30 protein-coding genes are annotated in these 26,435 nt (G+C 46.1%); 29 read left to right on the top strand and 1 reads right to left on the bottom strand.

Annotation, left to right across the window (positions count from 1 at the left end; translation table 11 throughout):
- The first annotated feature begins 102 nt into the window (after positions 1–102).
- The 20 genes from Q0785_RS07845 (at position 103) to Q0785_RS07750 (ending at position 16,119) form a co-directional block, all read left to right on the top strand.
- Positions 103–375: an HU family DNA-binding protein gene (locus Q0785_RS07845; protein ID WP_006829858.1), complete on the top strand. Its 273-nt coding sequence runs from the start codon at positions 103–105 to the stop codon at positions 373–375.
- Positions 376–1,019: 644 nt separating this feature from the next.
- The gene (gene folE, locus Q0785_RS07840; protein ID WP_298828092.1) at positions 1,020–1,604 is read left to right on the top strand and encodes a GTP cyclohydrolase I FolE; all 585 of its coding nucleotides are present in this window, start codon (positions 1,020–1,022) and stop codon (positions 1,602–1,604) included.
- A 21-nt stretch (positions 1,605–1,625) separates the two neighbouring features.
- Positions 1,626–1,847: a trp RNA-binding attenuation protein MtrB gene (mtrB, locus tag Q0785_RS07835; RefSeq protein ID WP_006829861.1), complete on the top strand. Its 222-nt coding sequence runs from the start codon at positions 1,626–1,628 to the stop codon at positions 1,845–1,847.
- Positions 1,848–1,924: 77 nt separating this feature from the next.
- Positions 1,925–2,701 carry a heptaprenyl diphosphate synthase component 1 gene (locus Q0785_RS07830; protein WP_298828079.1) on the top strand — a complete coding sequence of 259 codons (777 nt, stop codon included), beginning with the start codon at positions 1,925–1,927 and terminating at the stop codon, positions 2,699–2,701.
- A gap of 5 nt (positions 2,702–2,706) precedes the next feature.
- Positions 2,707–3,405, top strand: coding sequence for a demethylmenaquinone methyltransferase (locus Q0785_RS07825; protein WP_223632829.1), 699 nt, complete (start codon positions 2,707–2,709; stop codon positions 3,403–3,405).
- A gap of 31 nt (positions 3,406–3,436) precedes the next feature.
- On the top strand, positions 3,437–4,402 hold the full coding sequence (hepT, locus tag Q0785_RS07820; protein ID WP_263298539.1) for a heptaprenyl diphosphate synthase component II: 966 nt from the start codon (positions 3,437–3,439) through the stop codon (positions 4,400–4,402).
- An 85-nt stretch (positions 4,403–4,487) separates the two neighbouring features.
- Positions 4,488–4,934 carry a nucleoside-diphosphate kinase gene (gene ndk, locus Q0785_RS07815; RefSeq protein ID WP_008431013.1) on the top strand — a complete coding sequence of 149 codons (447 nt, stop codon included), beginning with the start codon at positions 4,488–4,490 and terminating at the stop codon, positions 4,932–4,934.
- A gap of 225 nt (positions 4,935–5,159) precedes the next feature.
- Positions 5,160–6,332, top strand: coding sequence for a chorismate synthase (gene aroC / locus Q0785_RS07810; RefSeq protein WP_223632822.1), 1,173 nt, complete (start codon positions 5,160–5,162; stop codon positions 6,330–6,332).
- A 2-nt stretch (positions 6,333–6,334) separates the two neighbouring features.
- Positions 6,335–7,408, top strand: coding sequence for a 3-dehydroquinate synthase (aroB, locus tag Q0785_RS07805; RefSeq protein WP_298828070.1), 1,074 nt, complete (start codon positions 6,335–6,337; stop codon positions 7,406–7,408).
- Positions 7,408–7,791: a chorismate mutase gene (aroH, locus tag Q0785_RS07800; RefSeq protein ID WP_298828068.1), complete on the top strand. Its 384-nt coding sequence runs from the start codon at positions 7,408–7,410 to the stop codon at positions 7,789–7,791. The genes aroB and aroH overlap by 1 nt, the downstream gene beginning before the upstream one ends.
- Positions 7,788–8,876, top strand: a complete 1,089-nt coding sequence (locus Q0785_RS07795) for a prephenate dehydrogenase (protein WP_298828066.1) — start codon at positions 7,788–7,790, stop codon at positions 8,874–8,876. Before aroH ends, Q0785_RS07795 begins: the two co-directional genes overlap by 4 nt.
- 16 nt (positions 8,877–8,892) lie before the next feature.
- A complete protein-coding gene (gene aroA / locus Q0785_RS07790) occupies positions 8,893–10,176 on the top strand; it encodes a 3-phosphoshikimate 1-carboxyvinyltransferase (RefSeq protein WP_298828064.1) in 1,284 nt (427 codons plus the stop codon).
- Between the two features lie 86 nt (positions 10,177–10,262).
- Positions 10,263–11,516 carry a tetratricopeptide repeat protein gene (locus tag Q0785_RS07785; protein ID WP_298828062.1) on the top strand — a complete coding sequence of 418 codons (1,254 nt, stop codon included), beginning with the start codon at positions 10,263–10,265 and terminating at the stop codon, positions 11,514–11,516.
- Positions 11,517–11,530: 14 nt separating this feature from the next.
- Positions 11,531–12,091 carry a ReoY family proteolytic degradation factor gene (locus tag Q0785_RS07780; protein WP_298828060.1) on the top strand — a complete coding sequence of 187 codons (561 nt, stop codon included), beginning with the start codon at positions 11,531–11,533 and terminating at the stop codon, positions 12,089–12,091.
- A gap of 9 nt (positions 12,092–12,100) precedes the next feature.
- Positions 12,101–12,553, top strand: a complete 453-nt coding sequence (locus Q0785_RS07775; RefSeq protein WP_298828058.1) for a DUF2487 family protein — start codon at positions 12,101–12,103, stop codon at positions 12,551–12,553.
- A gap of 140 nt (positions 12,554–12,693) precedes the next feature.
- On the top strand, positions 12,694–13,197 hold the full coding sequence (locus tag Q0785_RS07770) for a ubiquinol-cytochrome c reductase iron-sulfur subunit (RefSeq protein WP_223632800.1): 504 nt from the start codon (positions 12,694–12,696) through the stop codon (positions 13,195–13,197).
- 21 nt (positions 13,198–13,218) lie between these two features.
- Positions 13,219–13,893, top strand: coding sequence for a menaquinol-cytochrome c reductase cytochrome b subunit (gene qcrB / locus Q0785_RS07765; protein WP_223632797.1), 675 nt, complete (start codon positions 13,219–13,221; stop codon positions 13,891–13,893).
- A 38-nt stretch (positions 13,894–13,931) separates the two neighbouring features.
- The gene (locus tag Q0785_RS07760; RefSeq protein ID WP_223632794.1) at positions 13,932–14,714 is read left to right on the top strand and encodes a menaquinol-cytochrome c reductase cytochrome b/c subunit; all 783 of its coding nucleotides are present in this window, start codon (positions 13,932–13,934) and stop codon (positions 14,712–14,714) included.
- A 61-nt stretch (positions 14,715–14,775) separates the two neighbouring features.
- On the top strand, positions 14,776–15,387 hold the full coding sequence (locus tag Q0785_RS07755) for a DUF1405 domain-containing protein (RefSeq protein ID WP_298828050.1): 612 nt from the start codon (positions 14,776–14,778) through the stop codon (positions 15,385–15,387).
- 54 nt (positions 15,388–15,441) lie between these two features.
- Entirely contained in the window at positions 15,442–16,119 is a 678-nt protein-coding gene (locus Q0785_RS07750) for a zinc metallopeptidase (protein ID WP_298828048.1), read from the top strand.
- A 39-nt stretch (positions 16,120–16,158) separates the two neighbouring features.
- Here the strand turns inward: Q0785_RS07750 and Q0785_RS07745 are convergent, their stop codons facing one another.
- On the bottom strand, positions 16,159–17,025 hold the full coding sequence (locus tag Q0785_RS07745; protein ID WP_298828045.1) for a YitT family protein: 867 nt from the start codon (positions 17,023–17,025) through the stop codon (positions 16,159–16,161).
- Positions 17,026–17,132: 107 nt separating this feature from the next.
- On the opposite strand from Q0785_RS07745, the gene Q0785_RS07740 reads away from it, so the two are divergent.
- From Q0785_RS07740 to dinG, 9 genes are all read left to right on the top strand, one after another.
- Positions 17,133–17,471 (top strand): nucleotide pyrophosphohydrolase, encoded by a 339-nt coding sequence (locus Q0785_RS07740; protein WP_298828043.1) that lies wholly within the window; start codon positions 17,133–17,135, stop codon positions 17,469–17,471.
- Positions 17,468–18,268, top strand: a complete 801-nt coding sequence (gene dapB, locus Q0785_RS07735) for a 4-hydroxy-tetrahydrodipicolinate reductase (protein WP_298828041.1) — start codon at positions 17,468–17,470, stop codon at positions 18,266–18,268. The genes Q0785_RS07740 and dapB overlap by 4 nt, the downstream gene beginning before the upstream one ends.
- 12 nt (positions 18,269–18,280) lie before the next feature.
- The gene (gene mgsA, locus Q0785_RS07730; protein WP_223632776.1) at positions 18,281–18,685 is read left to right on the top strand and encodes a methylglyoxal synthase; all 405 of its coding nucleotides are present in this window, start codon (positions 18,281–18,283) and stop codon (positions 18,683–18,685) included.
- A gap of 11 nt (positions 18,686–18,696) precedes the next feature.
- On the top strand, positions 18,697–19,839 hold the full coding sequence (gene bshA / locus Q0785_RS07725; protein WP_298828038.1) for an N-acetyl-alpha-D-glucosaminyl L-malate synthase BshA: 1,143 nt from the start codon (positions 18,697–18,699) through the stop codon (positions 19,837–19,839).
- Positions 19,836–20,969: a CCA tRNA nucleotidyltransferase gene (locus tag Q0785_RS07720; RefSeq protein WP_298828036.1), complete on the top strand. Its 1,134-nt coding sequence runs from the start codon at positions 19,836–19,838 to the stop codon at positions 20,967–20,969. The genes bshA and Q0785_RS07720 overlap by 4 nt, the downstream gene beginning before the upstream one ends.
- Positions 20,947–21,930, top strand: coding sequence for a biotin--[acetyl-CoA-carboxylase] ligase (locus Q0785_RS07715; protein ID WP_298828034.1), 984 nt, complete (start codon positions 20,947–20,949; stop codon positions 21,928–21,930). Before Q0785_RS07720 ends, Q0785_RS07715 begins: the two co-directional genes overlap by 23 nt.
- A gap of 360 nt (positions 21,931–22,290) precedes the next feature.
- Positions 22,291–23,127 carry a pantoate--beta-alanine ligase gene (panC, locus tag Q0785_RS07710; RefSeq protein WP_298828032.1) on the top strand — a complete coding sequence of 279 codons (837 nt, stop codon included), beginning with the start codon at positions 22,291–22,293 and terminating at the stop codon, positions 23,125–23,127.
- A gap of 3 nt (positions 23,128–23,130) precedes the next feature.
- Complete coding sequence (gene panD, locus Q0785_RS07705) at positions 23,131–23,514, top strand: aspartate 1-decarboxylase (protein ID WP_223632766.1); 384 nt, start codon at positions 23,131–23,133, stop codon at positions 23,512–23,514.
- A gap of 145 nt (positions 23,515–23,659) precedes the next feature.
- Positions 23,660–26,422, top strand: coding sequence for an ATP-dependent DNA helicase DinG (gene dinG / locus Q0785_RS07700; RefSeq protein ID WP_298828029.1), 2,763 nt, complete (start codon positions 23,660–23,662; stop codon positions 26,420–26,422).
- Positions 26,423–26,435 lie beyond the last annotated feature (13 nt).

Genomic DNA, 26,435 nt, shown 5'->3' with positions numbered 1-26,435 from the left:
TTATTGAAAAAGCGGGCTGTTTGTTGTTGCTATGCGATTTTCGATGTGATACTCTTTTTACAGGATTGATGATTGCATCCCCTTTGAGAGGAGGTGAATAGCATGAACAAAACAGAATTAGTGAACTCTGTTGCTGAAGCAGCTGAACTTTCTCGTAAAGACGCTGCCAAAGCAGTTGACGCTGCATTTGAGACGATTCAAGACGCTCTAACTAAAGGTGAAAAAGTTCAGTTGATCGGATTCGGTAACTTTGAAGTACGCGAACGCGCGGCCCGCAAAGGACGTAACCCGCAGACTGGCGCTGAAATCGAGATCGCTGCAAGCAAAGTTCCTGCATTTAAGCCAGGTAAAGCGCTTAAAGATGCAGTGAAGTAAGCTTTAGCCTCTGTACATAGGATGACTTTTGCGAGACACAATCTTGCAAAAGTCATTCTTTTTTTGAGTCAACAGTTTTGCGAAACACCTGTGCGTATGCTACGATTCATGTGAGAAAAGCGGAAGCGGCCGTTCTGCTCTGACAGGCATAAGACGATCTGGCGAAGCGGCGTCCTTTGCCGCATAGCCAGAGTGGCTTATGACCCGAGGAGCAGGCCGTTGGAGCTGGACAATGAGAAAAGCGGAGGGAACCGTTTAGACCCGACAGGCATAAGGCAGACCAGCAGAGTGGCGTCCTTTGCCACGCAGCTGGGTTGCCTTATGACCCCGAGGGTCTGGCTCCCGGAGCTAGACAGTGAGAAAAGCGGAAGCGGCTTAAGGAAGGTAACCTAAAATCGCGGCTTCCTGCCGCAACGGTTACCTGACCCACATCCTGTGGGCCTCCGACAGGCATAAGACGGGCTGCCGAAGTGGCGCCCTTTGCCACACAGGCGGAACGGCTTATGATCCCGAGGGTTTGATCGCCGAAGCCATTGATGAGAAAAGCAAAAGCATTCCAGGAAAAGCACAGTTAAAAACATATCCGCCGGTAGCCATCCTGCTGCCATCCAAATAACGATTCGTCTTCAACAGGAGGAAACAGAATGATAGATGTGAAAACACAGAAGGTAGACCTTGATAAAATAGAACAAGCTGTCTCGATGATTTTAGAGGCGGTTGGGGAAGACGTAAACCGAGAAGGATTAAAGGATACGCCTAAAAGGGTAGCTAAGATGTATGCGGAAGTATTTTCTGGATTAAAGGAAGATCCGAAAGAATATTTCAAAACCGTTTTTCATGAAGGCCATGAAGAACTGGTGCTCGTCAAAGATATTCCTTTCTACTCGATGTGCGAACATCACCTCGTTCCGTTTTTCGGAAAAGCGCATATCGCCTATATTCCTCGCGATGGGGTTGTGACTGGGTTAAGCAAATTGGCCCGTGCGGTAGAGACAGTTGCGAAACGTCCACAGCTCCAGGAACGCATCACTTCGACGATTGCAGATTCATTGATGGAAACATTAAATCCGCATGGCGTTTACGTCATGATTGAAGCCGAGCATATGTGCATGACCATGAGAGGCATCAAGAAGCCGGGCTCGAAGACAGTGACAGCAGTATCCCGTGGGATACTGGAAACCGATGACATCAAACGTTCGGAAGTCATCACTTATATCAATATGGACTAATACGGAAAAGCAGGTGTGAAAATGGCTCAGACAGAATATATTATTATCCGCGCCCAGGAAGACGGTGTGAATGTCATCGGATTGACGCGCGGCAACGACACAAAATTTCACCATACTGAAAAATTGGATAAAGGCGAAGTGATGATTGCCCAGTTTACGGAGCACACTTCAGCTATGAAAATCCGCGGTAAAGCGGAAATTCATTCTGCCCATGGTATCGTCGAAAGCGAAGCTAAAAAATAAACGATATTGGATGAAGGCAAGGCTTTGCCTGTGATATACTATTGTAGTATGGCTAAATCATGAATGGAGCAAGCAGTATGAAGGGACATCAAATACAATCGAAAATTATTTCCATGGAAATCGAGGTCTTGAATGCTGTGCGCCAGCGGACACTCGACCAGTTTACAGATGGTCCATCCGTCAAAGAATCCCGTTTGTTTTTTTTGTTATTGCCTTTTTTCGACGGGAAAACTTGGTCGGCAGATATCGAGTCCTCTGCAAAAACGGTTTCCATCGTCTATGCCGCTTTGCATGCCCATGATCAAATCAGAGAAGATGCACCTATCATCAAAGAACAGCAATTGACCGTGCTTGCTGGTGATCTGTACAGTGGAATCTATTATCAGATGCTGGTGAATGCCGAGAATATTGCCATGGTCCAGCACCTGGCGTCCGCCATTATTCAAGTGAGTGAAAAGAAAACTTCGTTCTTTGAAGACGAGATCCGGCCGATTGAAGAAATAGAAGAAGCGATTACTATTATTGAAACTGAACTTTTAATGTCATTTTATAGATTCTATGGCTATACCGAATACGCTCCAATCGCTGAACAGGCGTTGCTGTATATACGCTACACAGACGAGCTGAAGCGGTTGCAATCCAAAAATTATACCCTTTTCCTTCGTGAACTGAACGCCAATCTTGTTCATGAAATTTATACCGAACATTGGTTGCTGGAAAAGCTGGATAGCCTGCATGGACGGATATTAGCATCCATCGCTGATTGTTCACTGGATTATGAACTGGCACAATTTTTGCTCCATCAAATAACCCCGCACCAGCATAGAGCTGAGCAGCTGACCCGAGAAGGATGACTGATATGCCTAAAACAAAAGAACAAAGAGTCCACGAAGTATTTGAAAAGATTTCAGAGAACTATGACCAGATGAATTCAGTCATCAGTTTTCAGCAGCATAACAAATGGCGTGAAGATACCATGTATAAAATGCAGGTTCCCAAAGGTGCTGCAGCTATCGATGTTTGCTGTGGAACTGCTGATTGGACCATTGCGCTTGGAAAAGCTGTCGGTGAAACCGGTCAGGTCGTCGGCCTGGACTTCAGCCAGAACATGCTGAATGTCGGACATGAGAAAACCAAGGAAATGCCTCAAATCAAATTGATACAGGGAAATGCCATGTCACTGCCATATCCCGATAATTCATTTGACTTTGCGACAATCGGTTTCGGTCTTCGTAATGTTCCGGATTACCGCCAGGTCCTTTCTGAAATGCACCGCGTACTGAAGCCGGGTGGAATGATTGCCTGTCTAGAAACATCACAGCCTGAGAACATTCTCTTCAAACCATTTTTCAGAGTGTATTTCCGTTTCATCATGCCAGTCTTCGGCAAGCTTTTCGCTAAAAGCTATAAAGAGTATTCATGGTTGCAGGAATCGGCAAAAACTTTCCCGGGCATGAAACAGCTGGCGAAACTGTTCACGGAAGTCGGATTTGAAAAAGTGAAGTACAAACCGTATACAGGAGGCGCCGCAGCCCTCCACCTAGGAATAAAAAAGTAAATTAGCGGGAGAAGGATTTTAAGTGGAAAAGATGAAGTTGAAATTGCTCTATTCCGACCTTAGACCGGAACTGGAAATGATCGAGAAGGAATTGGAACAGGCAGTGGATTCCAAATCTCTCCTTTTAAATGATGCGTCTCTTCATTTATTGCAGGCCGGAGGGAAAAGAATCCGACCTGTTTTTGTTTTGCTTGCAGGAAAATTCGGCGATTATGATATTGATGTCATGAAACGCGTAGCCGTGCCGCTGGAACTGATCCACATGGCTTCATTGGTCCATGATGACGTCATTGATGACTCGGAGATCCGGAGAGGCCAACCGACTGTCAAGGCGCAGTGGAACAACAGTGTTGCGATGTATACAGGAGATTTTATTTTGGCGCGTGCATTGGAACGGATAACTGAAATTGAATCTCCACGTGTCCATGAGATCCTCTCGAAGACTTTGATTGAAGTTTGCCGTGGTGAAATTATTCAGATCAAAGATAAATACAAATTGGATCAAAATTTGCGGGATTATTTCCGCCGCATCAAACGGAAGACGGCTTTGTTGATTTCTTCGAGCTGTGAATTGGGCGCGCTTGTTTCGGGAACTGATGAAAAAACTGCAGCTCATCTTCGCCGTTTCGGCTATTTTATCGGGATGTCCTTCCAGATTATCGATGATATTCTCGATTTCACATCAACTGATGAAGAACTGGGAAAACCGGCGGGCAGCGATTTTATCCAAGGAAATATCACTTTGCCTATTTTGTGTGCGCGAAAGGATCCCGAAATCTATGCCATGTTGAAAGAAAATTTAAATAAGGAATTATCCACTGAAGAACGGTTGCGGATTGTCGAGACAATCCGCAAGAGTTCTGCTATCGAGGAAGCAAAAGCGATGAGCGAACGGTATTTGGAAAAAGCTTTGCGTGAACTTACATTCCTGCCAAAAGGGCGAGCGGTGAAAACAATGCGGAAAATTGCATTCTTTATCGGGAAACGGAATTTTTAAGTTGCCGGTTGACAAATGACTCGACAATGATAGTATTTTTTAAGGTGGGCAATAAGCCTGAGCTTTTAATAGAGGAGTGTTTACAATGGAAAAAACATTTTTAATGGTTAAACCAGACGGCGTTCAACGTAACGTAATCGGAGAAATCGTCGCACGTTTCGAGAAAAAAGGATATCATTTAGCAGGTGCTAAATTGATGCAGATCCCTACTGAATTGGCAGAAGAACATTACGGCGAGCACAAAGAACGTCCATTCTTCGGCGAATTGGTTGAATTCATCACTTCAGGTCCTGTATTCGCAATGGTTTGGGAAGGCGAAAACGTTATTTTGACTGCACGTCAAATGATGGGCGCTACAAACCCTAAAGATGCAGCTCCAGGAACGATCCGCGGCGACTTCGCAGTTACTGTCGGCAAAAACATGATCCACGGTTCGGATTCTGCTGAAAGCGCAGAACGCGAAATCGGCTTGTTCTTCAAAGAAGAAGAATTGGTTTCATACGAAAAAACAATGAACAGCTGGGTTAACTAATCCAATCTGATGAAAAGCAGCTCAGCTGCTTTTTTTTATATTTACTGATAGAGCCGTCCGGTTTTCGGGCGGCTCTATTTCATTTTGGAAATGAACAAATATTGAAGGTAAAAATTCTCAATTGATTGAAGTTTCACTTTATCTGATTTTCATATAGAATTGAAGAAATGCCTTATGGTATAGTGATACATAAATACTTTAGCACGTTGAAGGGAGAAAGCGTAAATGCGTTATTTAACAGCAGGAGAATCACACGGTCCGCAATTGACTGCCATCATAGAGGGGTTGCCGGCGCAATTGCCTTTGACGGCAGAAATGATCAATAAAGAGTTGAAAAGACGCCAAGGCGGACATGGACGCGGAAGACGGATGCAAATCGAGAAAGATACGGTTGAAATTGTTTCCGGCGTTCGGCATGGCAAAACATTGGGCTCTCCTGTAGCTTTAGTCGTTGCGAATGACGATTGGAAACATTGGACTTCCATTATGGGTATCGAACCGATCGAAGAGACAGAAGAAGTGAAGCGCCAAATATCGCGCCCACGTCCCGGACATGCGGATTTGAACGGTGGCATGAAGTATGGGCACCGGGATCTAAGAAACGTCCTGGAGCGGTCGTCAGCGCGTGAAACGACGGTCCGTGTAGCAGTTGGGGCAGTAGCCAAGCAGTTGCTCGCAGAACTGGGCATCAATATCGTCTCTCATGTAACCGAAATCGGTGGCATTAAGGTGAACCCAGAAAGTTATCTTGGAAAGTCGGCTGACGAAATCCGTGATATCGTTGAAAATGATGCAGTATATTGTGCAGATCCTTCCGTCACCAAACAAATGACGGATTTAATTGACCAAACCAAGAAGAATGGCGATTCCATCGGAGGAACAGTGGAAGTGATAGTAGAAGGCATGCCGGCAGGGATCGGAAGCTATGTCCATTATGACCGGAAACTGGATGCTAAATTGGCAGCAGCGATTATGAGCATCAATGCCTTTAAAGGCGTGGAATTTGGTTTGGGATTTGAAATGGCCCGTAAACCCGGCAGTGAAGTGCATGATGAAATCCTATGGGATGAAGAACATGGCTATACGCGCAAAACCAATAATCTGGGTGGATTCGAAGGCGGCATGACAACCGGAATGCCGATTATTGTCAGAGGGGTCATGAAACCGATCCCGACCTTATACAAACCGTTAAACAGTGTGGACATCGAAACAAAAGAGCCGTTTCAGGCAAGCATTGAGCGATCTGACAGCTGTGCGGTTCCGGCAGCATCCATTGTTGCCGAGCATGTAGTGGCCTGGGAAGTTGCGAACGCATTGCTGGATCAATTTGATGCGGATCAAATGCCGCGTTTGGTCGATAACCTGAAAAATTACATGAATTACACGAAGGAGTTTTAAGCATGAAGCAATTGCGGGTCGAAGCTGATCAACCATATACAGTCCACATCGGTTCTGGGGTATTCGATTTGTTTGCTGATGCATATCGTCCTTTGCTCGATGCGGCAGACCGCATTGTCGTTATAGCGGATGAACGGGTTGCAGAGCTTCACTTGCAGTATTTAATGGGTTTTCTGGCAGACTGGGATATCCGTGTCATGACGGTCCCTGCCGGAGAAAATGCGAAGTCTGTGGAGACCTTCATGGCCTGCCATAGCTTTCTGTTATCCGAAAACTGTTCAAGAAATTCATTGTTGTTGGCATTTGGAGGAGGAGCGACAGGAGATGTGGCTGGATTTGTCGCTTCAACTTTTATGCGCGGCATTCCGTTCATCCAGCTTCCAACGACGATTTTAGCCCATGACAGTGCGGTAGGTGGAAAAACAGCCATCAATCACGAATTGGGTAAAAATATGATCGGTACGTTTTATCAGCCGAAAGCGGTTTTGTATGACAGCAAGCTGCTCACTACATTGCCACCGGGAGAAATTCGTTCTGGAATGGCTGAAGTGATCAAACATGCTTTCATATCCAATGAAGAGTGGCTGGCAGAACTCTTGTCAATCCGTGATTTCGCGGATATCTCCCAAGAGGATCTGAATCGGCATTTGGAAAAAGGCATTGCAGTAAAAGCTGCTATAGTCGAAGAAGATGAATTTGAAGGCGGCGTCCGCAAATACTTGAATTTCGGCCATACTTTGGCACACGCTTTAGAGGGGCACCTGGGTTACGGCAAAATTACGCATGGAGAAGCGGTGGTGTTGGGCATGTCCTACGCATTGTTGCTTTCAGGACACGAAAAATTGGATGAATTCATCCGATGGTCCAATGCAAATGGCTATCCACTTCATTTATTGCGGGAAATTCAATTTGAAGCCTTATTGCCTTATATGAAAAAAGATAAGAAGTCCTCGAAAGGTGCGTTGAATTTTGTGCTGCTGGAGCAGACGGGCAAGCCTTTTGTGGAAAAAGTGGAAGAACTGCACGCCAGTAAAGCATATGGAAAATTAGTTTTACAGATAGGAGAAGTGATTTAATGATACGTGGAGTAAGAGGTGCAATCACGGTTTCTGCAGATCAGCCGGAAGAAGTCCTGAAAGAAACAAGACGGCTGGTTTTGGAGATGGCCAAAGAAAACAAGATCGAACCGGATCATGTTGCTTCTGTCATCATTTCGACAACAACTGATATTTCTTCGGCTTTTCCTGCAAAGGCTGTCCGAACAATTGAAGATTGGAATTATGTACCGGTCATGTGCACGCATGAAATGGACGTTCCCGGAAGCATGCCTTTGTGCATACGAGTCATGATGCATGTCAATACAGAGCTTAGCCAACAGGAAATCCATCATATTTACTTAAATGAAGCGACGAAACTGCGCCCGGATCTGACGGCTAAAAGCCAGGTGAGTTCGACGTGACAACTCATATTTTAATCATCGGATTGGGCTTGATTGGCGGATCGCTGGCAAAAGCGCTTCAGCGCAATAGCGATGTCCATGTCGCCGGCTACGATGCTGATGCATTAACTGCAAGAAAAGCTTTTAAGATGGGCATAATACATAGTTCGCCTCCATCACTTGAACAAGCAGCTTCTGAAGCGGATCTCATCATTTTTGCTACGCCCGTAGGTGCCACGATTAAACTGATGGAGCAAAGCAGATACTGGAATTTAAAAGAAGATGTCATTTTAACGGATACAGGCAGTACGAAAATACAAATAATGGAAGCTTCAAAAAGTCTGGATCATATTTTTATAGGCGGTCATCCGATGGCTGGTTCCCATAAAAGCGGTGTAGAGGCTGCAAAAGACGTCTTATTTGAAAATGCCTTCTATATTTTAACGCCTGGTGATAAAACGGATGAAAAGAGTCTCCAGTTCCTAAAGAAATTATTGGCGGTGACAAAAGCGAAAATCGAAGTGCTGCCAGCTGAAGAACACGATCATATGACAGCGATCGTCAGTCATTTTCCGCATTTGATCGCTGCTTCGCTGGTCCATCAATTGGATCAGGAGGAGAAATTCCCTTTTGCCCGGCAGTTGGCAGCAGGCGGTTTCCGGGATACGACACGTATTGCTTCATCGAATCCGGAAATGTGGCGTGACATCACCACCCAAAACAACGCGATGATCGTCCAGCAATTAAGCAATTGGATGGAGCAGATGGATCAATTGAAAGATATGCTCGTGAAAAACGACCCTGAACCGATCGAGCAATTCTTTTCGCATGCCAAAACGGTACGCGACAAACTCCCGATAGCCGGACATGGAGCGATGTTTTCCGTATTTGACCTTTACATTGACATCCCCGATGTTCCCGGAAGTATATCGGAATTGACGGGCTATCTGGCAGAAGAACAGATCAGCATCGTCAATCTTCGGATTCTGGAAACGCGTGAGGATGTGTTCGGTATTCTCGTCATCAGTTTCCAAACTGCTGAAGACCGTGCCCGTGCACAGAAATGCATTTCGGCACGGACTGTCTATGATTCGTATATTTCCTGAAAGGACGGATAAGCCCATGGCAATATCGTTAACGTATAAAAAACCTTCCCTGACCGGCAGCATCAAAGTGCCAGGGGACAAATCCATCTCCCACCGTGCCATCATGTTCGGTTCGATGGCTACCGGGAAAACTACAGTTGAAGGCTTCCTGATGGGAGACGATTGTTTAAGCACCATATCCTGCTTCAAAAAATTAGGCGTCGAAATTGATATTGCAGATGACCTTGTTACCATCCAAAGCGAGGGGGAAGATTCCTGGAAAGAGCCTTCCGAGGTTCTGGACACAGGAAATTCAGGTACCACCACTCGCCTGATGCTTGGTTTATTGGCGGGAACATCCTTCCATTCGATTCTGGCAGGCGATGAATCGATCGCCAAACGTCCAATGAAGCGAATCATCAATCCGCTTCGTGAAATGGGAGCCGATATCCGTGGACGGATGGATGGACAATACACGCCTTTAGCAGTTCAAGGAACACAGTTGAAGGCAATTGACTATACATTGCCTGTTGCCAGTGCTCAAGTGAAATCCGCGATTCTCTTGGCAGCACTGAAAGCGGTTGGCAAGACAGTCATCCACGAACCGATTGCGTCACGCGACCATACGGAAATCATGCTGGAACATTTTGGGGCCACAATTACGCGTGAAGATCACCAGATCAAGCTGGAAGGCGGCCAGAAGCTGACGGCAGCCCATGTACAGGTGCCAGGTGACATATCATCGGCTGCGTTCATGATCGGAGCGGCTTTGATTACAGAAGACAGTAAAGTGATTTTGGAGAATGTCGGCATCAATCCGACTCGTACAGGCATTTTGGATGTGATTGAACAAATGGGCGCTTCTTTTAATCTGGAAGAAAACGATACACAGGGAGAGCGTTCCGCTGACCTGACCGTTTATTCCAGCAATTTGAAAGGGATTGAAATCGGCGGTGACTTGATTCCACGGCTGATTGATGAAATTCCTTTGATCGCCCTTATTGCGACGCAGGCAGAAGGAACGACCGTGATTAAAGACGCTGAAGAGCTGCGGGTCAAGGAAACCGACCGAATTGCAGCAGTCGTCAAGGAATTGTCGAAAATGGGTGCGGACATCGAAGCGACGGAAGATGGCATGATCATCCATGGACCTACGGCCTTGACCGGTGCTGAAATGACCTCTTACGGCGATCACCGCCTGGGCATGATGGCGGCAATCGGTGCTTTGGCGGCTTCCGGTGAAGTTGTGATCGATGATGCGGAATGTATCTCGATTTCCTATCCGAACTTCTTTGAACAATTGAATTTACTGACAAATTGACTCTCCTCCTGGAGAGTTTTTTTATTATGATAAAGCGGTTCTTTCGTGTAGGATGAGAGTAAGAACGTGAAGGAATAGGTGATAGTATGGCTAATATTGAAGAGATACAAAAAGCGGTGGAACAAGGGGATCCCGATCTCCTGAACACCTTACTGGATAAGTATTTGCTGCAGGGAGATCCTGATGAGCAATATGGTCTATCTGAATGGCTTGCAGAAATCGGCTTTGTGGAAGAAGCCATTAAGGTGCTGGAGCATCTGCAGTACATTTTTCCTGAAGAAGCACAGTTGATCATCGACCGGGCCAACCTGTTGATTGATGCCGATCGGGAAGACGATGCATTGAATGCCCTGATGGAGGTGCCGAAAGACGACGAGCTGTATGCACAGGCGCTCGTTACGCTGGCAGACCTGTTTCAGTTGCAGGGATTGCTTGAAGCAGCTGAGAACCGCTTGAACGAAGCGATAGAACTGATGCCGGATGAGCCGCTGCTGCAGCAGGCAAAAGCGGAATTGCTGCTGGATTCCGGACGTTATCTGGAATCGGCGAAGATCTATCAGGAACTCGAAGCGCAAAATATCGCAATTGAAGGCGTAAACTTTTCCGAACGGCTGGCTGAAGTATATAGTGCAGGAGCTGCCTACGAGGAGGCCTTGCCTCATTATGAAAAAGCGTTGGAGGATCAGACGACGCCGGATGTTCTGTTCGGTGCAGCATTTGCCGCCTTCCAGACACGCCAATATGAAATGGCCGTCCGCCGTCTTGACGAATTGATCGACATCGATCCCGATTACTTTTCAGCTTATTTATTGAAGGCGCAAAGCCTGAATATGACAGAAGATTACCCGGCAGCCTATCAGGCCATAAGTGAAGGCATAGCAAGGGACGAATTCGACAAGGAATTGTATCTATTTGCCGGCAAGCTGGCCATGAAACTCGGTAAGGCAGAGGAAGGTGTTGGACATCTGCGCCAGGCAATTGCATTGGATCCAGAGTATATGGAGGCCATCTACACGCTGGTGTCGTATTTCCATGCTGAAGAGTCGGATGACGATGTGCTCGAGCTTGCAGAGATGGTGATCGAAAGCGGCGACGATTGGGCGGGCCTTTACCCAATGATCGCTGAAGCCTATGAACGCGCTGAGAATTACGGGCAGGCAACTGTTTATTACGATAAGGCTTACCCATCTTTTAAAGAGGATGCAGGTTTTCTGAAAAAGTATGCCTTATTCCTGATAGAAGAAGGAAAAAGAGAGGGCGCCCTCGAAATTATTAAAGAGCTGCAGGTATTGGAACCTGAAAATCCGGAATGGTTCGATTGGCAGCAGTCATTTGATTGAAAGGAGGAAATTTCATGACCGCTTCAGTATCGATAGGTGAGAAAAAGCAATTCGTCCGTTGGTTTCTGCAATCCTACAAGATGAAAAGACGTGAATGCATTTGGATTCTTAATTATATGTTGAGCAACGAAGAGCTGCTTGAAAAAACCCATTTTGTTGAAGAAGCGCATTATTGTCCACGTGCAATGGTCATGTCCTCTACTGAATCGAAAGAAATTCCGTTTCGCTTCTATAAAGGAAATCTGATGACAGCAGATGCGGAAAAGTCGTTTCATGATCTGCGATTGAATCCTGATGATGATTTGTACGTTCAATTGAATTTCCCGAATATACCTCCACCAGCGTTGTATTTATCTGTGTTGGAAGAAAATCCGTATGTACCTAAAAACGCATCGGTCAATGAACAGGATCGCCTGATAGCGGAGAAGATTCTCGAAGAGAGTATGTCGATTTTTCAGGAAGAAACCATTCACAAACAAATTGATGAGGCACTGGATGCCAATGATCGTGACCGTTTCTTCGAACTGTCAGCGATGTTGCAGGCATTCAAAACCTTGAAAAAAGATGGAGAGTGAAAAAGTTTTATGCATTTTATCGGAAAAGAAATGGATCAATATTTAAGCCAACAGGACTATGTGGATACGGCTGTAGTGCCGCTCTTGCAATTGGATTTAAGCGCTGCAGGCATGAAGCCGAGTGCAGGCGCTTCTGAATACCTGCAAACCTTGACGGCATTATTGGAAAAGCAATTTAAAGGGCGGATCCTTTTGTTTCCGCCCGTTTCTTATGCCAAAATAGCGAATCGGCAGCGAATTGCCGATGAACTATCGGAAGAACTGGAGCATACCAAGTTCAAACATGTCTTTTATCTGACTACTGATTCGGAATGGCGGATGATCGACAGCCTGAAAAACGTTTTATGGCTGCCTGCAATTCCGATCGAAGATATGGACCAATCCTTCAAGAAATCGGTCATGGAAGACCAGCTGAGACAGGTATTGCCGCTATTTATGAAAGAATGGTCACATCATTCATGAAATGTTCACAAACTACTGGAATACGCTGAATGCGATATTGACCTAAAGATTTGATTGATATATCATTAGGTTGTCCTAGTAATTATATTTGAATGAGTATGTCCATTGGACTGACCTTGAATGTTAGAGGGGGGAAAAGGATGAGTAATAATCGTGTATCACGACGTCAATTTTTAGGCTACACATTAACTGGTGTAGGCGGTTTCATGGCAGCAGGAATGTTGATGCCAATGGTTCGTTTTGCGGTAGACCCGATACTTCAGCAACATGAAGGCGGAGATTTCGTTCTAACTGATCAAGCTGCAGCTGATATTACTGAAGAGCCAGTACGTGTCGACTTTGCTTTCGAACAAACGGATGCATGGTACGTATCTGAAGTAACGAATTCAGCTTGGGTGTATAAAGAAGGCGATAAGTTAATCGCGCTTTCACCTGTCTGCAAACATTTAGGATGTACAGTGAACTGGGCGGGAGATCCAGAAAACCCGACACAATTCTTCTGTCCATGCCACGCAGGCCGTTATGAGAAAAACGGACAGAACATCGCAGGAACACCACCGCTTGGGCCACTGGATGAGTACGAAGTACAAGAACAGGATGGCTTTGTAGCGATCGGTGCAGTAAGACAAAACACATTAGTTTAATAGTTAGGGGGTACGACACCAGTGCTAAACAAGTTATATGATTGGGTTGATGAGCGATTAGACATCACGCCTATCTGGCGTGATATTGCTGACCATGAAGTACCTGAGCACGTAAACCCCGCACACCACTTTTCAGCATTTGTATATTGTTTTGGAGGACTTACATTTTTCATTACAGTAATTCAAATCTTATCCGGTATGTTCTTAACCATGTATTATGTACCAGATATTGAAAATGCTTGGCAGTCGGTTTACTATCTTCAGAACGAAGTCGCTTTTGGAGAAATTGTGCGTGGGATGCACCACTGGGGAGCTTCTCTTGTAGTAGTTATGATATTCCTTCATACACTGCGGGTATTCTTTACAGGTTCTTATAAGAAACCTCGTGAGTTGAACTGGGTCGTGGGCGTTATGCTATTTGGCGTAATCCTTGGATTGAGTTTCACAGGTTACTTGCTTCCATGGGATATGAAAGCTCTATTTGCAACAAAAGTTGGGATTGAAATTGCAGCATCTGTACCGGTTATCGGACAATCAATCAAGATTCTATTGGCTGGGGATTCAACAATCCTTGGTGCACAGACTTTGACACGATTCTTCGCTATCCACGTCTTCTTCTTGCCTGCGGCTTTGCTTGGGTTGCTAGCTGCTCACTTTATCATGATCAGAAGACAGGGTATTTCAGGACCGCTATAATTCATTCTGCAACAAGGATTTATTAAGGAGGGAACACTATGCATCGCGGAAAAGGGATGAAATTTGTAGGGGATTCGCGTGTTCCGAGTATGGAATTCCGTAAGCCGAATGTTCCTAAAGATTACTCCGAATACCCTGGTAAAACAGAAGCTTTCTGGCCGAACTTCCTTTTGAAAGAATGGATGATCGGTGCAGTCTTCTTGATCGGTTATTTGCTTTTGACCGTCGCCCATCCGTCGCCTCTTGAAGGTCAGGCAGATCCGACCGATACAGCTTATATTCCTTTGCCAGACTGGTATTTCTTGTTCTTATATCAATTACTGAAATACGAATTCGCTTCCGGACCATTCAACGTGGTTGGTGCCATCATCGTTCCAGGACTTGCTTTTGGAGCTTTAATGCTGGCTCCATTCTTGGATCGCGGACCGGAAAGACGTCCTTCTAAACGTCCATTGCCAACAGGCTTCATGCTTCTTGGTATCGCTTCTATCATCTTCCTTACATGGGAGTCAGTAGCAAACCATGACTGGGAAGCTGCTGAAGCGCAAGGACAGATTACAGAGGAAGTCGAAATTGATACGGCTGACCCAGGATATGAAATCTACTCTGGAGCAGCATGCATCAGTTGCCATGGCGACAATCTGGAAGGGGCTGTTGGACCAACACTTGTTGGAACTGGCTTGTCTCCTGAAGAAATCGCTGACATCGCTGTCAATGGTATTGAAGAAGGCGGAGCACAAACGATGCCACCTTCGTGGGACGGAACAGATGAAGATCTGCAAGTCCTGGCTGAATTTATTTCAGGCCTTGAAGCTGAATAATAAAAAAGAAAAAAGAGCCGGGAAACCGGCTCTTTTTTTCTACCCTGAAAGGAAGAAATTGATGCTATCCTTTGCGATTAAGATATCTGCCTGGCTGATGTACCGGCCGTTTTTGATCCTGCTTTTCTTCATTAACTTGGGCGGTACGGTATACGGTTACATATGGTATGGCTGGCAACTGAAAATCACTGAGCCGATTTTTCTGATTTTTGTACCTGACAGTCCGACAGCGAGCCTGTTCTTTACGATTGTGCTGGGACTGTGGATAGTTGGCAAGCGGAGCAGGCTGTTTGAAGCGTTGGCCTTTGTCACATTGATCAAGTATGGCTTATGGGCAGTTGTCATGAACTTGCTGACATTATGGGAAACGGGTTCAATCGGATGGATCGGCTGGATGCTGGTCGCTTCCCATTTTGCAATGGCCCTCCAAGCGGTCCTGTATATTGAACATTACCGCTTTGGCTGGTTCACTGTTGCATTGACCGCCATTTGGACATTGCATAATGATGTCATCGATTATGTCTTTGGCCAAATGCCTATTTACAGTACCTTGAGTGCCTACAGCAGCCAAATTGGCTACTTCACTTTCTGGTTATCAATAGCTTGTGTCGGTTTTGCCTTTTATGTGGCTTATTTGAATAAATCACAATCCGTTTCAGTTGACCAATATTGACTATCCCAAGTAAAATAGGGGTATCAAGCAGAAAGAAAGAGGTGTCGGTTACACATGGGTGGATATATCCTATATTTTATCCTTTTACTGATCATCCCGATTTGGGCTCAATTTAAATTAAAAAGAACATATGGTAAATACTCGAAAATCCGTTCTACTTCCGGCCATACTGGAGCACAGGTGGCACGTACGATTCTGGATGCCAATAATCTTCAGGATATTAAAGTTGTGGAAAGCCGCGGTATGCTGAGTGACCATTATAATCCATTGACAAAAACTGTTGCTCTCAGCAGCCATAATTATCATGAAGCTTCCGTCGCTGGGACTGCAGTTGCGGCTCACGAAGTCGGACATGCCATCCAGGATGCAGAAGACTATTCGTTCTTGCGCCTACGCCATCGCCTGGTGCCGATCGTTAACATCTCATCGAATATGTCATGGGTCTTCATCATGATCGGTTTCTTCTCCGCTTGGAGCGGAGCGCTATTGATCGGGATCATCCTATTGGCAGCAGGTGTGGTTTTCCAATTGGTGACCTTGCCGGTGGAATTCAACGCCTCCAACCGGGCGATGGACCAGTTATTGTCGCATAATATCATCCGGAATGACGAAGAACGCCATGCGAAAAAAGTGTTGAGCGCCGCTGCGATGACCTATGTTGCAGCTACTGCAGTCGCAGTTCTTGAGCTTGCGCGATTGATCTTAATCTATACAAGCATGAACCGTTCATAAAAAAACGGCCCATAAAATGGGCCGTTTTTTCTATGTCCATCAGCCGATCGGCTGCTTTTCTTCATCGAGCGTAAAGCCTTCGCCCATAACGTCATGAACTTCCATCAAGGATACAAAGGCGTGGGGATCGACGGAGTTGATGATGTTCTTCAACCGGACAATTTCATTTCTGGCCACTACGCAGTACAGGACTTCTCGTTCTTCTTTGGTGAAATGGCCATAGCCGCGCAGGATTGTGATGCCCCGGTCCATTTCCACTGAAATCCGGGTGGCAATCTCTTCCTGTGAGTTTGAGATGATCAAAGCACCACGTCCAGCGTAGGCACCCTCCTGTACAAAATCAATGACGCGGGCGCCGACAAAAACAGCGACCAATGTGTACATCATGGAACGATGGTCGAGGAATGTCAGCCACGACAGCATGATGACGCCGGCATCAAATAGGAACATTGTTTTTCCCATGCTCCAGCCGATATATTTCTGCGCCAGGCGTGCGATAATATCAACACCGCCTGTTGTTCCGCCGAAACGGAAAATAATTCCGAGCCCCACTCCAACAAATACACCTGCAAACAATGCCGCCAGGAATAGATCATCCTGCAAGTTGATTTGGATTTCGTAGATCAGGAAAATTTTCAGAAATACGGAAACGGCTACTGTTCCGATAATGGTATACAGAAAAACTTTTCTGCCGAGAAGCTTCCAGCCGATAAAAAACAGGGGAATATTCAATAGCAGGTTCATCAATGCCGGGTCCCAATTGAATATAAAATACAAAATCAATGTAATTCCGGCAAAACCGCCTTCCCCCAATTCGTTTTGGATATTAAAGTGGACAAACCCAAAACTATAGATGGCGGCGCCGAGAAGGATGAAAAAGATGTTTTTTATTTTTAATTCGTTCAATTTAGATAAACCCCTTTCTTGCAAATCAACTTCTGTATTATCGTATAAATAATGTATTTTGACAACATCATCAGTTTTCTTTACGATTGACTGAGGAGTGTGATGAAATGAACGGAGAAAAAACCATGAAACAGCTGCAGCAGGACGTTGACAAGTACATTGGACAATATAAAGAAGGCTATTTTCAACCGATGGAAATGATGGCTCGGATGACAGAGGAGTTAGGTGAGCTTTCCAGAGAAGTCATGCATGAATATGGGCCTAAAAAGAAAAAGAGTACAGAAGAGGTTAATAGCATCGAAGAGGAAATGGGAGATGTTCTGTTCGTCTTGATTTGTATGGCAAACTCAATGGAAATCGACCTGGCACAAGCACACGACCGGGTAATGGAGAAATTCGCCAGCCGAGACAAAGACCGTTGGACTAGAAAGGATGAAGATAAATGAAGATTCGCGTGGCAATTGCAGGAGCAAGAGGGAAAATGGGCAAAGAAGCCGTACATACAGTAATGGACAATCCGGAAATGGAGCTGGTATCTGTTCTGGATTATAAAAATGTCGGAAAGACATTGGCAGACACGAATTTATTTCCTTCTGCTTATACCGTGCCGGTCTTTACGGACCTTAAAGAGCTCTACTTAAAAAGCGAACCGGATGTGCTGGTCGATTTGACCACTCCTGAATTTGTATACGAGCATACGAAACAGGCCTTGGAATTAAACATCCGTCCAGTTGTTGGAACGACTGGTTTTTCGGATGAGCAGCTAGAGGAATTGATGGCATTATCAAAAGATTCGAAAGTCGGCTGCATCATCGCACCGAACTTTGCGGTTGGCGCAGTTTTGATGATGAAGTTTGCAGAGCAGGCAGCCAAGTACTTGCCGGATATCGAGATAATTGAAATGCACCATGACCAAAAACTGGATGCCCCTTCCGGAACGGCGATGAAGACGGCTCATTTGATTTCGAAGGAACGCCCAATTCATGAGCAAGGGCATGTCCGCGAAAAAGAGACGATTGCCGGCGCACGGGGTGCCAAATATGATGGTATGCGGATCCACAGTGTCCGCTTGCCTGGATTGGTCGCCCATCAACAGGTTCTCCTCGGAGGGGATGGACAGCTGTTGACGCTTCGCCACGATTCGTTTAATCGTGGATCGTTTATGTCGGGCGTCGTGTTATCCATTAAAACGGTTATGGAAAAAGAAGAACTGATTTATGGCTTGGAACACATAATCGTTTAAGGGGGAAAAAATATGAAAATCGCTTTGATAGCCCATGATCGCAAAAAAGACGACTTAATCCAATTTGTTACCGCGTATCAGCCGATACTCGCTCAGCATACGCTATATGCTACCGGTACAACTGGACAACGGGTAATTGACGGAACCGGTCTTCCCGTCATCCGTTTCCAATCCGGACCTTTGGGAGGAGATCAGCAGATAGGGGCGATGATTGCCCAGAATGAAATGGATATGGTCATCTTCTTTCGAGATCCCTTGACTGCCCAGCCGCATGAGCCGGACGTAACTGCATTGATCCGTCTATGTGATGTCTACGGTATTCCGTTGGCAACCAATATGGGAACCGCTGAAGTGCTTCTGAAGGGGTTGGAGGAAGGGTTTGTCGACTGGCGCCTGCTAGGAGAACGAAGAGGATAGGAGAGAATACTGTGCGAAAAATGAAAATCGGCATCACCTGCTACCCGACAGTTGGGGGATCGGGTGTCATTGCCACGGAATTGGGAAAAATGCTGGCGGAAAAAGGGCATGAAGTGCATTTCATCACCTCCAGCACCCCTTTCCGCCTGAATAAAACATATGCAAATATCTACAGCCATCAAGTGGAAGTGAATACCTATTCGGTCTTCCAATATGCGCCGTATGATATCGCATTGGCGACAAAAATTGCAGAAGTGATCAAGAATGAGGAGCTGGACTTGATGCATGTCCACTATGCGATTCCCCATGCGGTTTGTGCCATTCTCGGACGGGATATGGCTGGCTCCAATATCGGGATTGTGACGACTCTGCATGGGACGGACATCACTGTATTGGGTTCAGATTCTTCATTAAAGGAATCGATCCGTTACGGCATCGAAAAATCGGATATCGTCACAGCCGTTTCAGATTCATTGAGGGATCAAACCTATAATCTGATCAACCCCGATAAAACCATCGAAACTGTCTATAATTTCGTAGATGAAAGGGAATACTTTCCTCAGGATTCCTCGAAGCTAAAAAATGAATTGGGCATTGATGCAGATGAAAAAGTGATGATTCATGTTTCGAACTTCCGAAATGTTAAGCGCGTACAAGATGTTGTCGAGACCTTTTCAAAGGTTCGCCAGAAGTTGGCATGTAAACTTCTGTTAGTGGGGGATGGACCTGAAATGGGCCGGATCATCCAGCAGGTGCGTGATCTCGGACTGGATGATGACGTATTGTTTCTTGGGAAACGGGAAGGCCTCGCCGAATTCTATAATATCAGCGACATCAAACTCCTGCTTTCTGAAAAAGAAGCATTCGGTCTGGTTCTGCTAGAAGCTATGGCGTGCGGTGTGCCGGTGATCGGCTCCAATATCGGCGGCATGCCCGAGATTATCGAGCCAGGCATAAACGGTTACCTTGTCGAATTGGGGGATACGCAGAAAGCTGCTGATTATGCAGTCCGGATGTTGAGTGATGCAGCGCAACTAGAGAAACTACGGCAAGGTGCTCTTAAAACAGTATCCGAGCGTTTCCATTCCTCCAAAATTCTGGAACAATACGAAGCTTTATATGAACAATTGCTGCCAAAGGATGAACAACAATGAAGACGGCGATCAAGGTCATTGGCGTTTTACAAAAAGCCGGTTTCGACGCCTATATGGTCGGTGGGGCTGTCCGGGATTTTCTGCTTGGAAAAACGCCGCACGATATTGATGTCGCTTCTTCAGCTTCACCACAAGAGGTGAAATCGCTCTTCAAACGGACAGTCGATACGGGCATCGAGCACGGCACTGTGCTGGTGCTGGTTGATGGAGAAGGTATCGAAGTGACGACATTCCGGACCGAAGGCGATTATTCCGATAACCGCAGACCGGATTCAGTTGAATTTGTCCAATCCCTTGATGAAGATTTGAAGCGCCGTGATTTCACCATCAATGCAATGGCGATGACGGAAAACCTCGACATCATTGACCCATTCGGTGGGAGAGATGATCTCGACAACCGGCTTATCCGAGCAGTTGGCGATCCGGATGCACGTTTTCAGGAAGATGCACTGCGTATGCTGAGAGCGGTTCGTTTTTCAGGACAACTGGATTTTGTTATCGACAGGGAGACTTTGGATTCCATCCAGCGCCATGCAGAATTGATCAAAGAGATTGCAGTCGAACGCCTGAAAGCGGAAATCGATAAAATTCTTGTCAATTCGTTCACCGATAAAAGTATGGCTTACCTTTCGGATACGCGGCTGACGGATTTTTTGCCAGCCGGCAATCTGTTCAAAGTGGATTGGAGCCTCTACCATTCCAGCGGCAAAGCGGTTTTTGGCTGGATTTATCTCTTGCATAAAAGCAATCGTCCATTTGCAGATATAAGGGATTACCGTTTCTCGAATGATGACAAACGGCTCATTCAAAAAAGCTTGGAAGTGGCCAGTTTAGACTTTTGGGATCAATGGACATTTTATCAGTATTCAACCGAACAATTGGAGATGGCTGCGCGGATAACCGGAAAACGGCTAGATCCTGCAGAAGCCAAAGAGCAACTGCCCATCCAAACAAAATCCGACCTTGCAGCGAGCGGCCGGGAGCTGATGGAATGGAGCGGAAGCAAATCAGGTCCCTGGCTGAAGGAATGGCTCGAAAAACTGGAAAAGCTCGTTGTTTATGGAGAATTAAAGAATGACAAAGAACTCATAAAGGACTGGTTTGTAAATGAATATCACCGTCACGCATAAGTTAGCGAAGCGATTGATCGAGTCGAACGGTGAAGCCGTGTCGGGACAGCAACTGGCAGATGAATTCGGCATTTCCAGAACAGCAATCTGGAAACACATCAAAGACCTTGAAGAAAAGGGCTATATGATTGAATCGGTTAAGAAAAAGGGCTACCGCATTGTTTCTATGCCGGATACACTGGAACCGCTTGCCATTCAAACAGGATTAAAGACCAAGCGAATCGGCCAAAAAATTGAATACATCGAAAGCTGTCCCTCCACTCAAATCATCGCCCATCAGCTGGCGCAAGAAGGCGCGCCAGACGGCACTGTGGTGCTTACGGAAGCCCAAACAGCCGGTCGGGGAAGATTGGCCCGTAAATGGGATTCAGCAGCAGGGAAAGGTGTCTGGATGAGTATTATCCTGCGTCCGGATGTAGTACCCCAAAAAGCCCCTCAATTTACACTTGTCACTGCAGTTGCAGTAGTCAGAGCCATCGAAGAAGTGACCAAGCTGCAGCCGAAAATCAAATGGCCGAATGACATTTTGATGAACGGTAAAAAATGCACAGGCATCCTGACTGAACTTCAATCGGATGTGGATGGCATTCAGGCATTGATCATCGGCATCGGATTGAACATCAATCAGGAAAAAGAGGATTTTGACCCGGAAGTGCAGGATATCGCTACTTCTCTGAAGATGGAAAGCGGAGAGTTCGTCAGCCGCCAAAAATTGGTCCAGTCCCTATTATATTATCTGGAAATCTATACGCAGATGTATATTGAAGAAGGCTTCGGAATGCTGAAAGTCATGTGGGAAAGCTACTCGACCACCATAGGCCACCCGGTTCGCGCGCGAATGACCAACCAGACGCTCGAAGGCATCGCAGAAGGCATCACCGATGACGGTGTCCTCCAGTTGCGGACAGCGGATGGCAAACTTCACGGCATCTATTCAGCGGATATCGAAATGGCCGATTAAAGGTGCTGGATTCATTCTAAATATGCGATGATGAGTTATTCAGCAAACCAGCTCCGCTTTCGGGCCCGCAGGATGTGGGTCGTCCGGCTGGAACGCTTTCTTCAACCTAAGATTCACATATTCCAACAAGCATGGAATATGTTTTTTTCTGGATTTCTGGTATAGTATTTTTAACGGGCAGTATCGCTTGCGAACTGCACCGAACAACCGCACTACATCCAAAATTCATAGTAAACAGTTCTGCCTTGATCACTTACACGACAGGGACGGAGGAAACCAAACGCACATTTACTGTCCTTCTGTCTTTTTTTCGGCGGAAGGGCTTTTTATATGGTTTTCTTCCCGAGAGGAGAGAAAAAATTGTTGATTCTACAGACGGTGGATGAGCTCAAAAACTGGGTTCGGGAAACTAAAAGAGCAGGCAATACCATTGGGCTTGTCCCGACTATGGGCTTTTTGCATGAAGGGCATCTGTCCCTAGTGAAAAAAGCCAAAGACGAAAATGATAAAGTGGTGATGAGTATTTTCGTGAACCCGGCTCAGTTCGGACCAAACGAGGATTTCGACCGCTACCCGAGAAATCTGGAGCGCGACCAGCAGCTGGCAGAAGGCGCGGGAACCGACGTCATTTTTGCGCCAAGCGTGGAAGAAATGTATCCACGCGAAAGCCAAATCAAAATTACAGCCGGTACACAGGCGGAAGTACTTTGTGGAGCAAAAAGACCCGGACATTTTGACGGCGTACTGAAAGTGGTCACGAAGCTGTTTCATTTAACTGAAGCGGACTTGGCGTACTTTGGCCAGAAGGATGCGCAGCAATTGGCGATCATTGAATCGCTGGTGAAGGATTTTGATTTTCCGATGGCGATTCGGAGAGGCCAGACGGTCCGGGAAGAAGATGGACTGGCGAAAAGCTCCCGCAATGTTTATTTGAGTGATGCAGAACGAAACGAAGCACCTCACTTGAAAAAAGCATTGGAAATGGGCAAGAACTTATTTCTGCAGGGACAGGATCCGATTGAACCCATGACTGCCTACTTGATTGAACATACATCCGGAAAGATCGATTATATCGAATTGCTCGATTACCCGACATTGACGGCAGATATCCAAAACGACGCGATTCTGGCACTGGCTGTCCAATTTGAGAAAGCGCGATTGATCGATAATATCATTTTCAACCCAAAGGAGAACTGATCTATGCTTAGAATGATGCTCAATTCAAAAATACACCGTGCGACGGTGACAGAAGCCGATTTAAATTATGTGGGAAGCATTACCATCGATCAGGACTTGTTGGATGCTGTCGGTATGCTGGCAAACGAAAAAGTCCATATCGTCAATAACAATAACGGTGCACGTTTCGAAACCTATATTATTGCCGGAGAGCGCGGCAGCGGTGTCATTTGCGTAAATGGAGCGGCAGCGCGTCTTGTGCAGCGCGGAGATATCGTCATCATCCTGTCGTATGCGTATGTTATGAACGAAAATGCACGCGATCATAAACCGACAGTCGCCATCATGGATGCCGATAACCAAGTCAAGGAAATCATCCATTACGAACCCGAAGCGACAATCATGTAAACCATGCAGCCCCCGAAAATTTTCGGAGGCTGTTTTTCTTTTGTATGCAAGGCAGGAAAGAATTTTGAATTTTCATCTTGAAAGCGGAAAACTGCAGGATATGTTACAATTTTTCTAGGCAATCACCTAAGAAAGAGGGGCTAAGATGAACACGCAAAAGTATGTCGTTGTCGATATTGAAACAACGGGCCATTCCCCTGCAAAAGGTGACCGGATTATTCAACTGGCAATGGTAACGATAGAAAATGAGGTAATCACTGATACATATACGAAATTCATCAATCCGGGACGAAGCATCCCATTATTTATACAGGATCTGACGAATATTGCAGACGCAGATGTGGCAGATGCCCATGATTTTGAATATTACGCACAAACTGTGTACGAAAAGATGCAAGATGCTATTTTTGTTGCACATAATACAAATTTCGACCTGCCTTTCCTGCAGGCAGAGCTAAAGCGCAGCGGCTTGCCGAAATGGCAGGGCATCACGATGGACACGGTCGAATTGGTTCGTCTGATGTACCCGACAGCATTCAGCTTTAAATTGCAGGACATCACGTCGGAGCTGGGGATTCCGTTGGAAAGCGCCCACCGTGCGGACGATGATGCAATGGCCACTGCCCTGTTGTTTTTGCGCGCCAAAAATGACTTGGAAGCACTGCCTTACGATACATTGGCATTTCTGCATAAACGGTCTTTCCAGTTGAAATCAGATTTATCCCGTCTGTTCTTTGAGCTGACGCAGAAAAAAAGAAATGCGCAGGCCGATCATTTCGACCGGTTCCAGGGAATCCCTTTAAAGCCGAGAACCTCATATGCGGAAAATGCGGATATGCAGGAATCACTTCCTCGGGATTGGCGGCAGGGACTTGAAACCGTTTTTCCGAATTTCGAAAAGCGGCCGAGCCAATACAATATGATGGCATCGATCGAGGATGCACTGACACAGAAAAAAGAGCTGGTTATCGAAGCTTCGACAGGCATGGGCAAGACAATTGCTTATCTGCTGCCGGCGGTAAATCATTCCCTTAAAACCGGCAAACAGGTTTTGATCAGCACCTATACGACGCATTTGCAGGACCAGCTGGTGCTGAAGGAAGGACGGATGGTCGAAGCCTTTATCGGTTCCCCTGTGCGGATTTCGTTGATCAAGGGCCTATCGCACTATATTGACCTTGCCCGCTTCGTAGAATTGCTGCAAGGCGATGATGAATCCTATGACGAAACCTTCACGATTATGCAGGTGCTGGTTTGGCTGACGGCCACAGAAACCGGAGACTTAAATGAAATCAATTCATCAAGCGGCGGCCAGTTTGTTCTGGATAAGATTCGCCGTTCCCATATACGAAAACTTTCGAAACAGGAAAAAAGAGCCGATTTCTATGAGTTCGCGCTGAAACAGGCACAGCATGCCCATATTATTGTCACGAACCATGCTTTTCTGCTGAATCAGCATTTGAGCAAGAAATCGATTCTGTCAAATGTTGATGCCTACATTTGGGATGAAGCGCACCAGGTTGTACAGGCGGCCGTTTCCCAGCATGAGAAAACTTTCGTTTATACGCAATGGAAATATATTTTCGGTCAGATTGGAACTCTGGACGATCGGCAGTTATTTGCAGCGCTTTTTGAGACAGCTGATCGGACTGGTTTTTCGACTGTTCCGGAATTGCTCAAGCTCGAATCACTGTTCCAGAAGTTCACAGCGCTGTTCGATGATGTTTCAAGCCTCATGGCAGTTGAGTTTGCATCGAAGTTTGCATCCAGCCGCCATAAGAAGAATGCGTCGCTCTTGCGTGAACTGCCACTCGAAGACAGCCGGTTTCTGGAAATGCTGCGTTATTTGAACGGATGGATCGATTTGTCGCAGCTCATTCTTCAGAAAGCTGAGCGATTGACGGAAAAAACCATTCAGGACCAGCTGACGATAGCGGATTGGCGCTATTGGACGGAAGAAATGATGGTCAAAGCAGTTGAATTCAGCGAAATTTTCGTTTTTCCTCTTACTGATGAAGTCAGCTGGATCGAAGGAGACCTCAGAAGTCTGCCGACCAGTTTGTCTCTGTACAAACGGCCGTTTGCCGTAGCATCCCTGGTGGACAAGGTAGTGGCGTCTGCTCGAGAAGACAAAGCGGTTATCTGGCTGTCCGGCACCATGACCGTTCCTGCCAATGAGCGTTTTATCGTCAATCAGATCGGCATCCCGCAGAATGTACCCATCCTGAAGTTCGAACCGCCGAAGGATTTTTATCAAGGGGCGCATGTATACATTGTGGAAGACATGCCGGACATCCAGCAAGTTTCTCAGCATGAGTACATCGAATCGGTGGCGGACGCGGTGATTCAGACGGTGATTGTGACGGAAGGCCGCTGTTTTGTGCTGTTTACGTCACAGGATATGCTCCGAAAAACCGTTGATTTGATTCAGGATACGGGTTTGCTCGATGATTACATGCTGTTTGCGCAAGGCATTTCATCAGGCAGCCGCATGAAATTGTTGAAATCATTCCAGCGTTTCCAGAAATCCGTGCTGTTTGGCACCAATAGTTTCTGGGAAGGCGTCGATGTGCCGGGGGATGCGCTTCGTGCCGTAGTGGTGGTGCGTTTGCCGTTCACTTCACCGGATGAGCCGATTTTCAAGGCTCGCTCTGAAATCATCACACGCGAAGGCATCAATCCATTTCTGCATTATGCATTACCGGAAGCAGTGCTCAGGCTACGGCAGGGATTCGGCAGGCTGATCCGTTCGAAAAACGATAAGGGACTGTTCATCGTACTGGACCGCAGAATCGAGACGAAATCGTATGGACATGAATTTATAAGCGCTTTGCCGAAAGTCAAAGTATCCAAAGTGTCTTTAGAAAAGATGGTAACGGATATTGAAGCTTGGTATAATAAGCAATGAACTAACGAAAGGA

The sequence above is a fragment of the uncultured Planococcus sp. genome, assembly GCF_947501725.1.
GTDB lineage: Bacteria > Bacillota > Bacilli > Bacillales_A > Planococcaceae > Planococcus > Planococcus donghaensis_C.
This window is presented reverse-complemented; position numbering and strand designations above follow the sequence as displayed.

Coding starts and splice junctions, on each gene's coding strand:
- dapB (WP_298828041.1), top strand. CDS start 17,468: ATGAAGATTCGCGTGGCAATTGCAGGAGCAAGAGGGAAAATGGGCAAA.
- Q0785_RS07785 (WP_298828062.1), top strand. CDS start 10,263: ATGGCTAATATTGAAGAGATACAAAAAGCGGTGGAACAAGGGGATCCC.
- Q0785_RS07775 (WP_298828058.1), top strand. CDS start 12,101: ATGCATTTTATCGGAAAAGAAATGGATCAATATTTAAGCCAACAGGAC.
- Q0785_RS07715 (WP_298828034.1), top strand. CDS start 20,947: ATGAATATCACCGTCACGCATAAGTTAGCGAAGCGATTGATCGAGTCG.
- hepT (WP_263298539.1), top strand. CDS start 3,437: ATGAAGTTGAAATTGCTCTATTCCGACCTTAGACCGGAACTGGAAATG.
- aroH (WP_298828068.1), top strand. CDS start 7,408: ATGATACGTGGAGTAAGAGGTGCAATCACGGTTTCTGCAGATCAGCCG.
- aroB (WP_298828070.1), top strand. CDS start 6,335: ATGAAGCAATTGCGGGTCGAAGCTGATCAACCATATACAGTCCACATC.
- Q0785_RS07750 (WP_298828048.1), top strand. CDS start 15,442: ATGGGTGGATATATCCTATATTTTATCCTTTTACTGATCATCCCGATT.
- Q0785_RS07755 (WP_298828050.1), top strand. CDS start 14,776: ATGCTATCCTTTGCGATTAAGATATCTGCCTGGCTGATGTACCGGCCG.
- Q0785_RS07825 (WP_223632829.1), top strand. CDS start 2,707: ATGCCTAAAACAAAAGAACAAAGAGTCCACGAAGTATTTGAAAAGATT.
- ndk (WP_008431013.1), top strand. CDS start 4,488: ATGGAAAAAACATTTTTAATGGTTAAACCAGACGGCGTTCAACGTAAC.
- aroC (WP_223632822.1), top strand. CDS start 5,160: ATGCGTTATTTAACAGCAGGAGAATCACACGGTCCGCAATTGACTGCC.
- Q0785_RS07780 (WP_298828060.1), top strand. CDS start 11,531: ATGACCGCTTCAGTATCGATAGGTGAGAAAAAGCAATTCGTCCGTTGG.
- Q0785_RS07740 (WP_298828043.1), top strand. CDS start 17,133: ATGAACGGAGAAAAAACCATGAAACAGCTGCAGCAGGACGTTGACAAG.
- mgsA (WP_223632776.1), top strand. CDS start 18,281: ATGAAAATCGCTTTGATAGCCCATGATCGCAAAAAAGACGACTTAATC.
- dinG (WP_298828029.1), top strand. CDS start 23,660: ATGAACACGCAAAAGTATGTCGTTGTCGATATTGAAACAACGGGCCAT.
- Q0785_RS07830 (WP_298828079.1), top strand. CDS start 1,925: ATGAAGGGACATCAAATACAATCGAAAATTATTTCCATGGAAATCGAG.
- folE (WP_298828092.1), top strand. CDS start 1,020: ATGATAGATGTGAAAACACAGAAGGTAGACCTTGATAAAATAGAACAA.
- Q0785_RS07760 (WP_223632794.1), top strand. CDS start 13,932: ATGCATCGCGGAAAAGGGATGAAATTTGTAGGGGATTCGCGTGTTCCG.
- panD (WP_223632766.1), top strand. CDS start 23,131: ATGCTTAGAATGATGCTCAATTCAAAAATACACCGTGCGACGGTGACA.
- Q0785_RS07770 (WP_223632800.1), top strand. CDS start 12,694: ATGAGTAATAATCGTGTATCACGACGTCAATTTTTAGGCTACACATTA.
- Q0785_RS07845 (WP_006829858.1), top strand. CDS start 103: ATGAACAAAACAGAATTAGTGAACTCTGTTGCTGAAGCAGCTGAACTT.
- Q0785_RS07720 (WP_298828036.1), top strand. CDS start 19,836: ATGAAGACGGCGATCAAGGTCATTGGCGTTTTACAAAAAGCCGGTTTC.
- aroA (WP_298828064.1), top strand. CDS start 8,893: ATGGCAATATCGTTAACGTATAAAAAACCTTCCCTGACCGGCAGCATC.
- mtrB (WP_006829861.1), top strand. CDS start 1,626: ATGGCTCAGACAGAATATATTATTATCCGCGCCCAGGAAGACGGTGTG.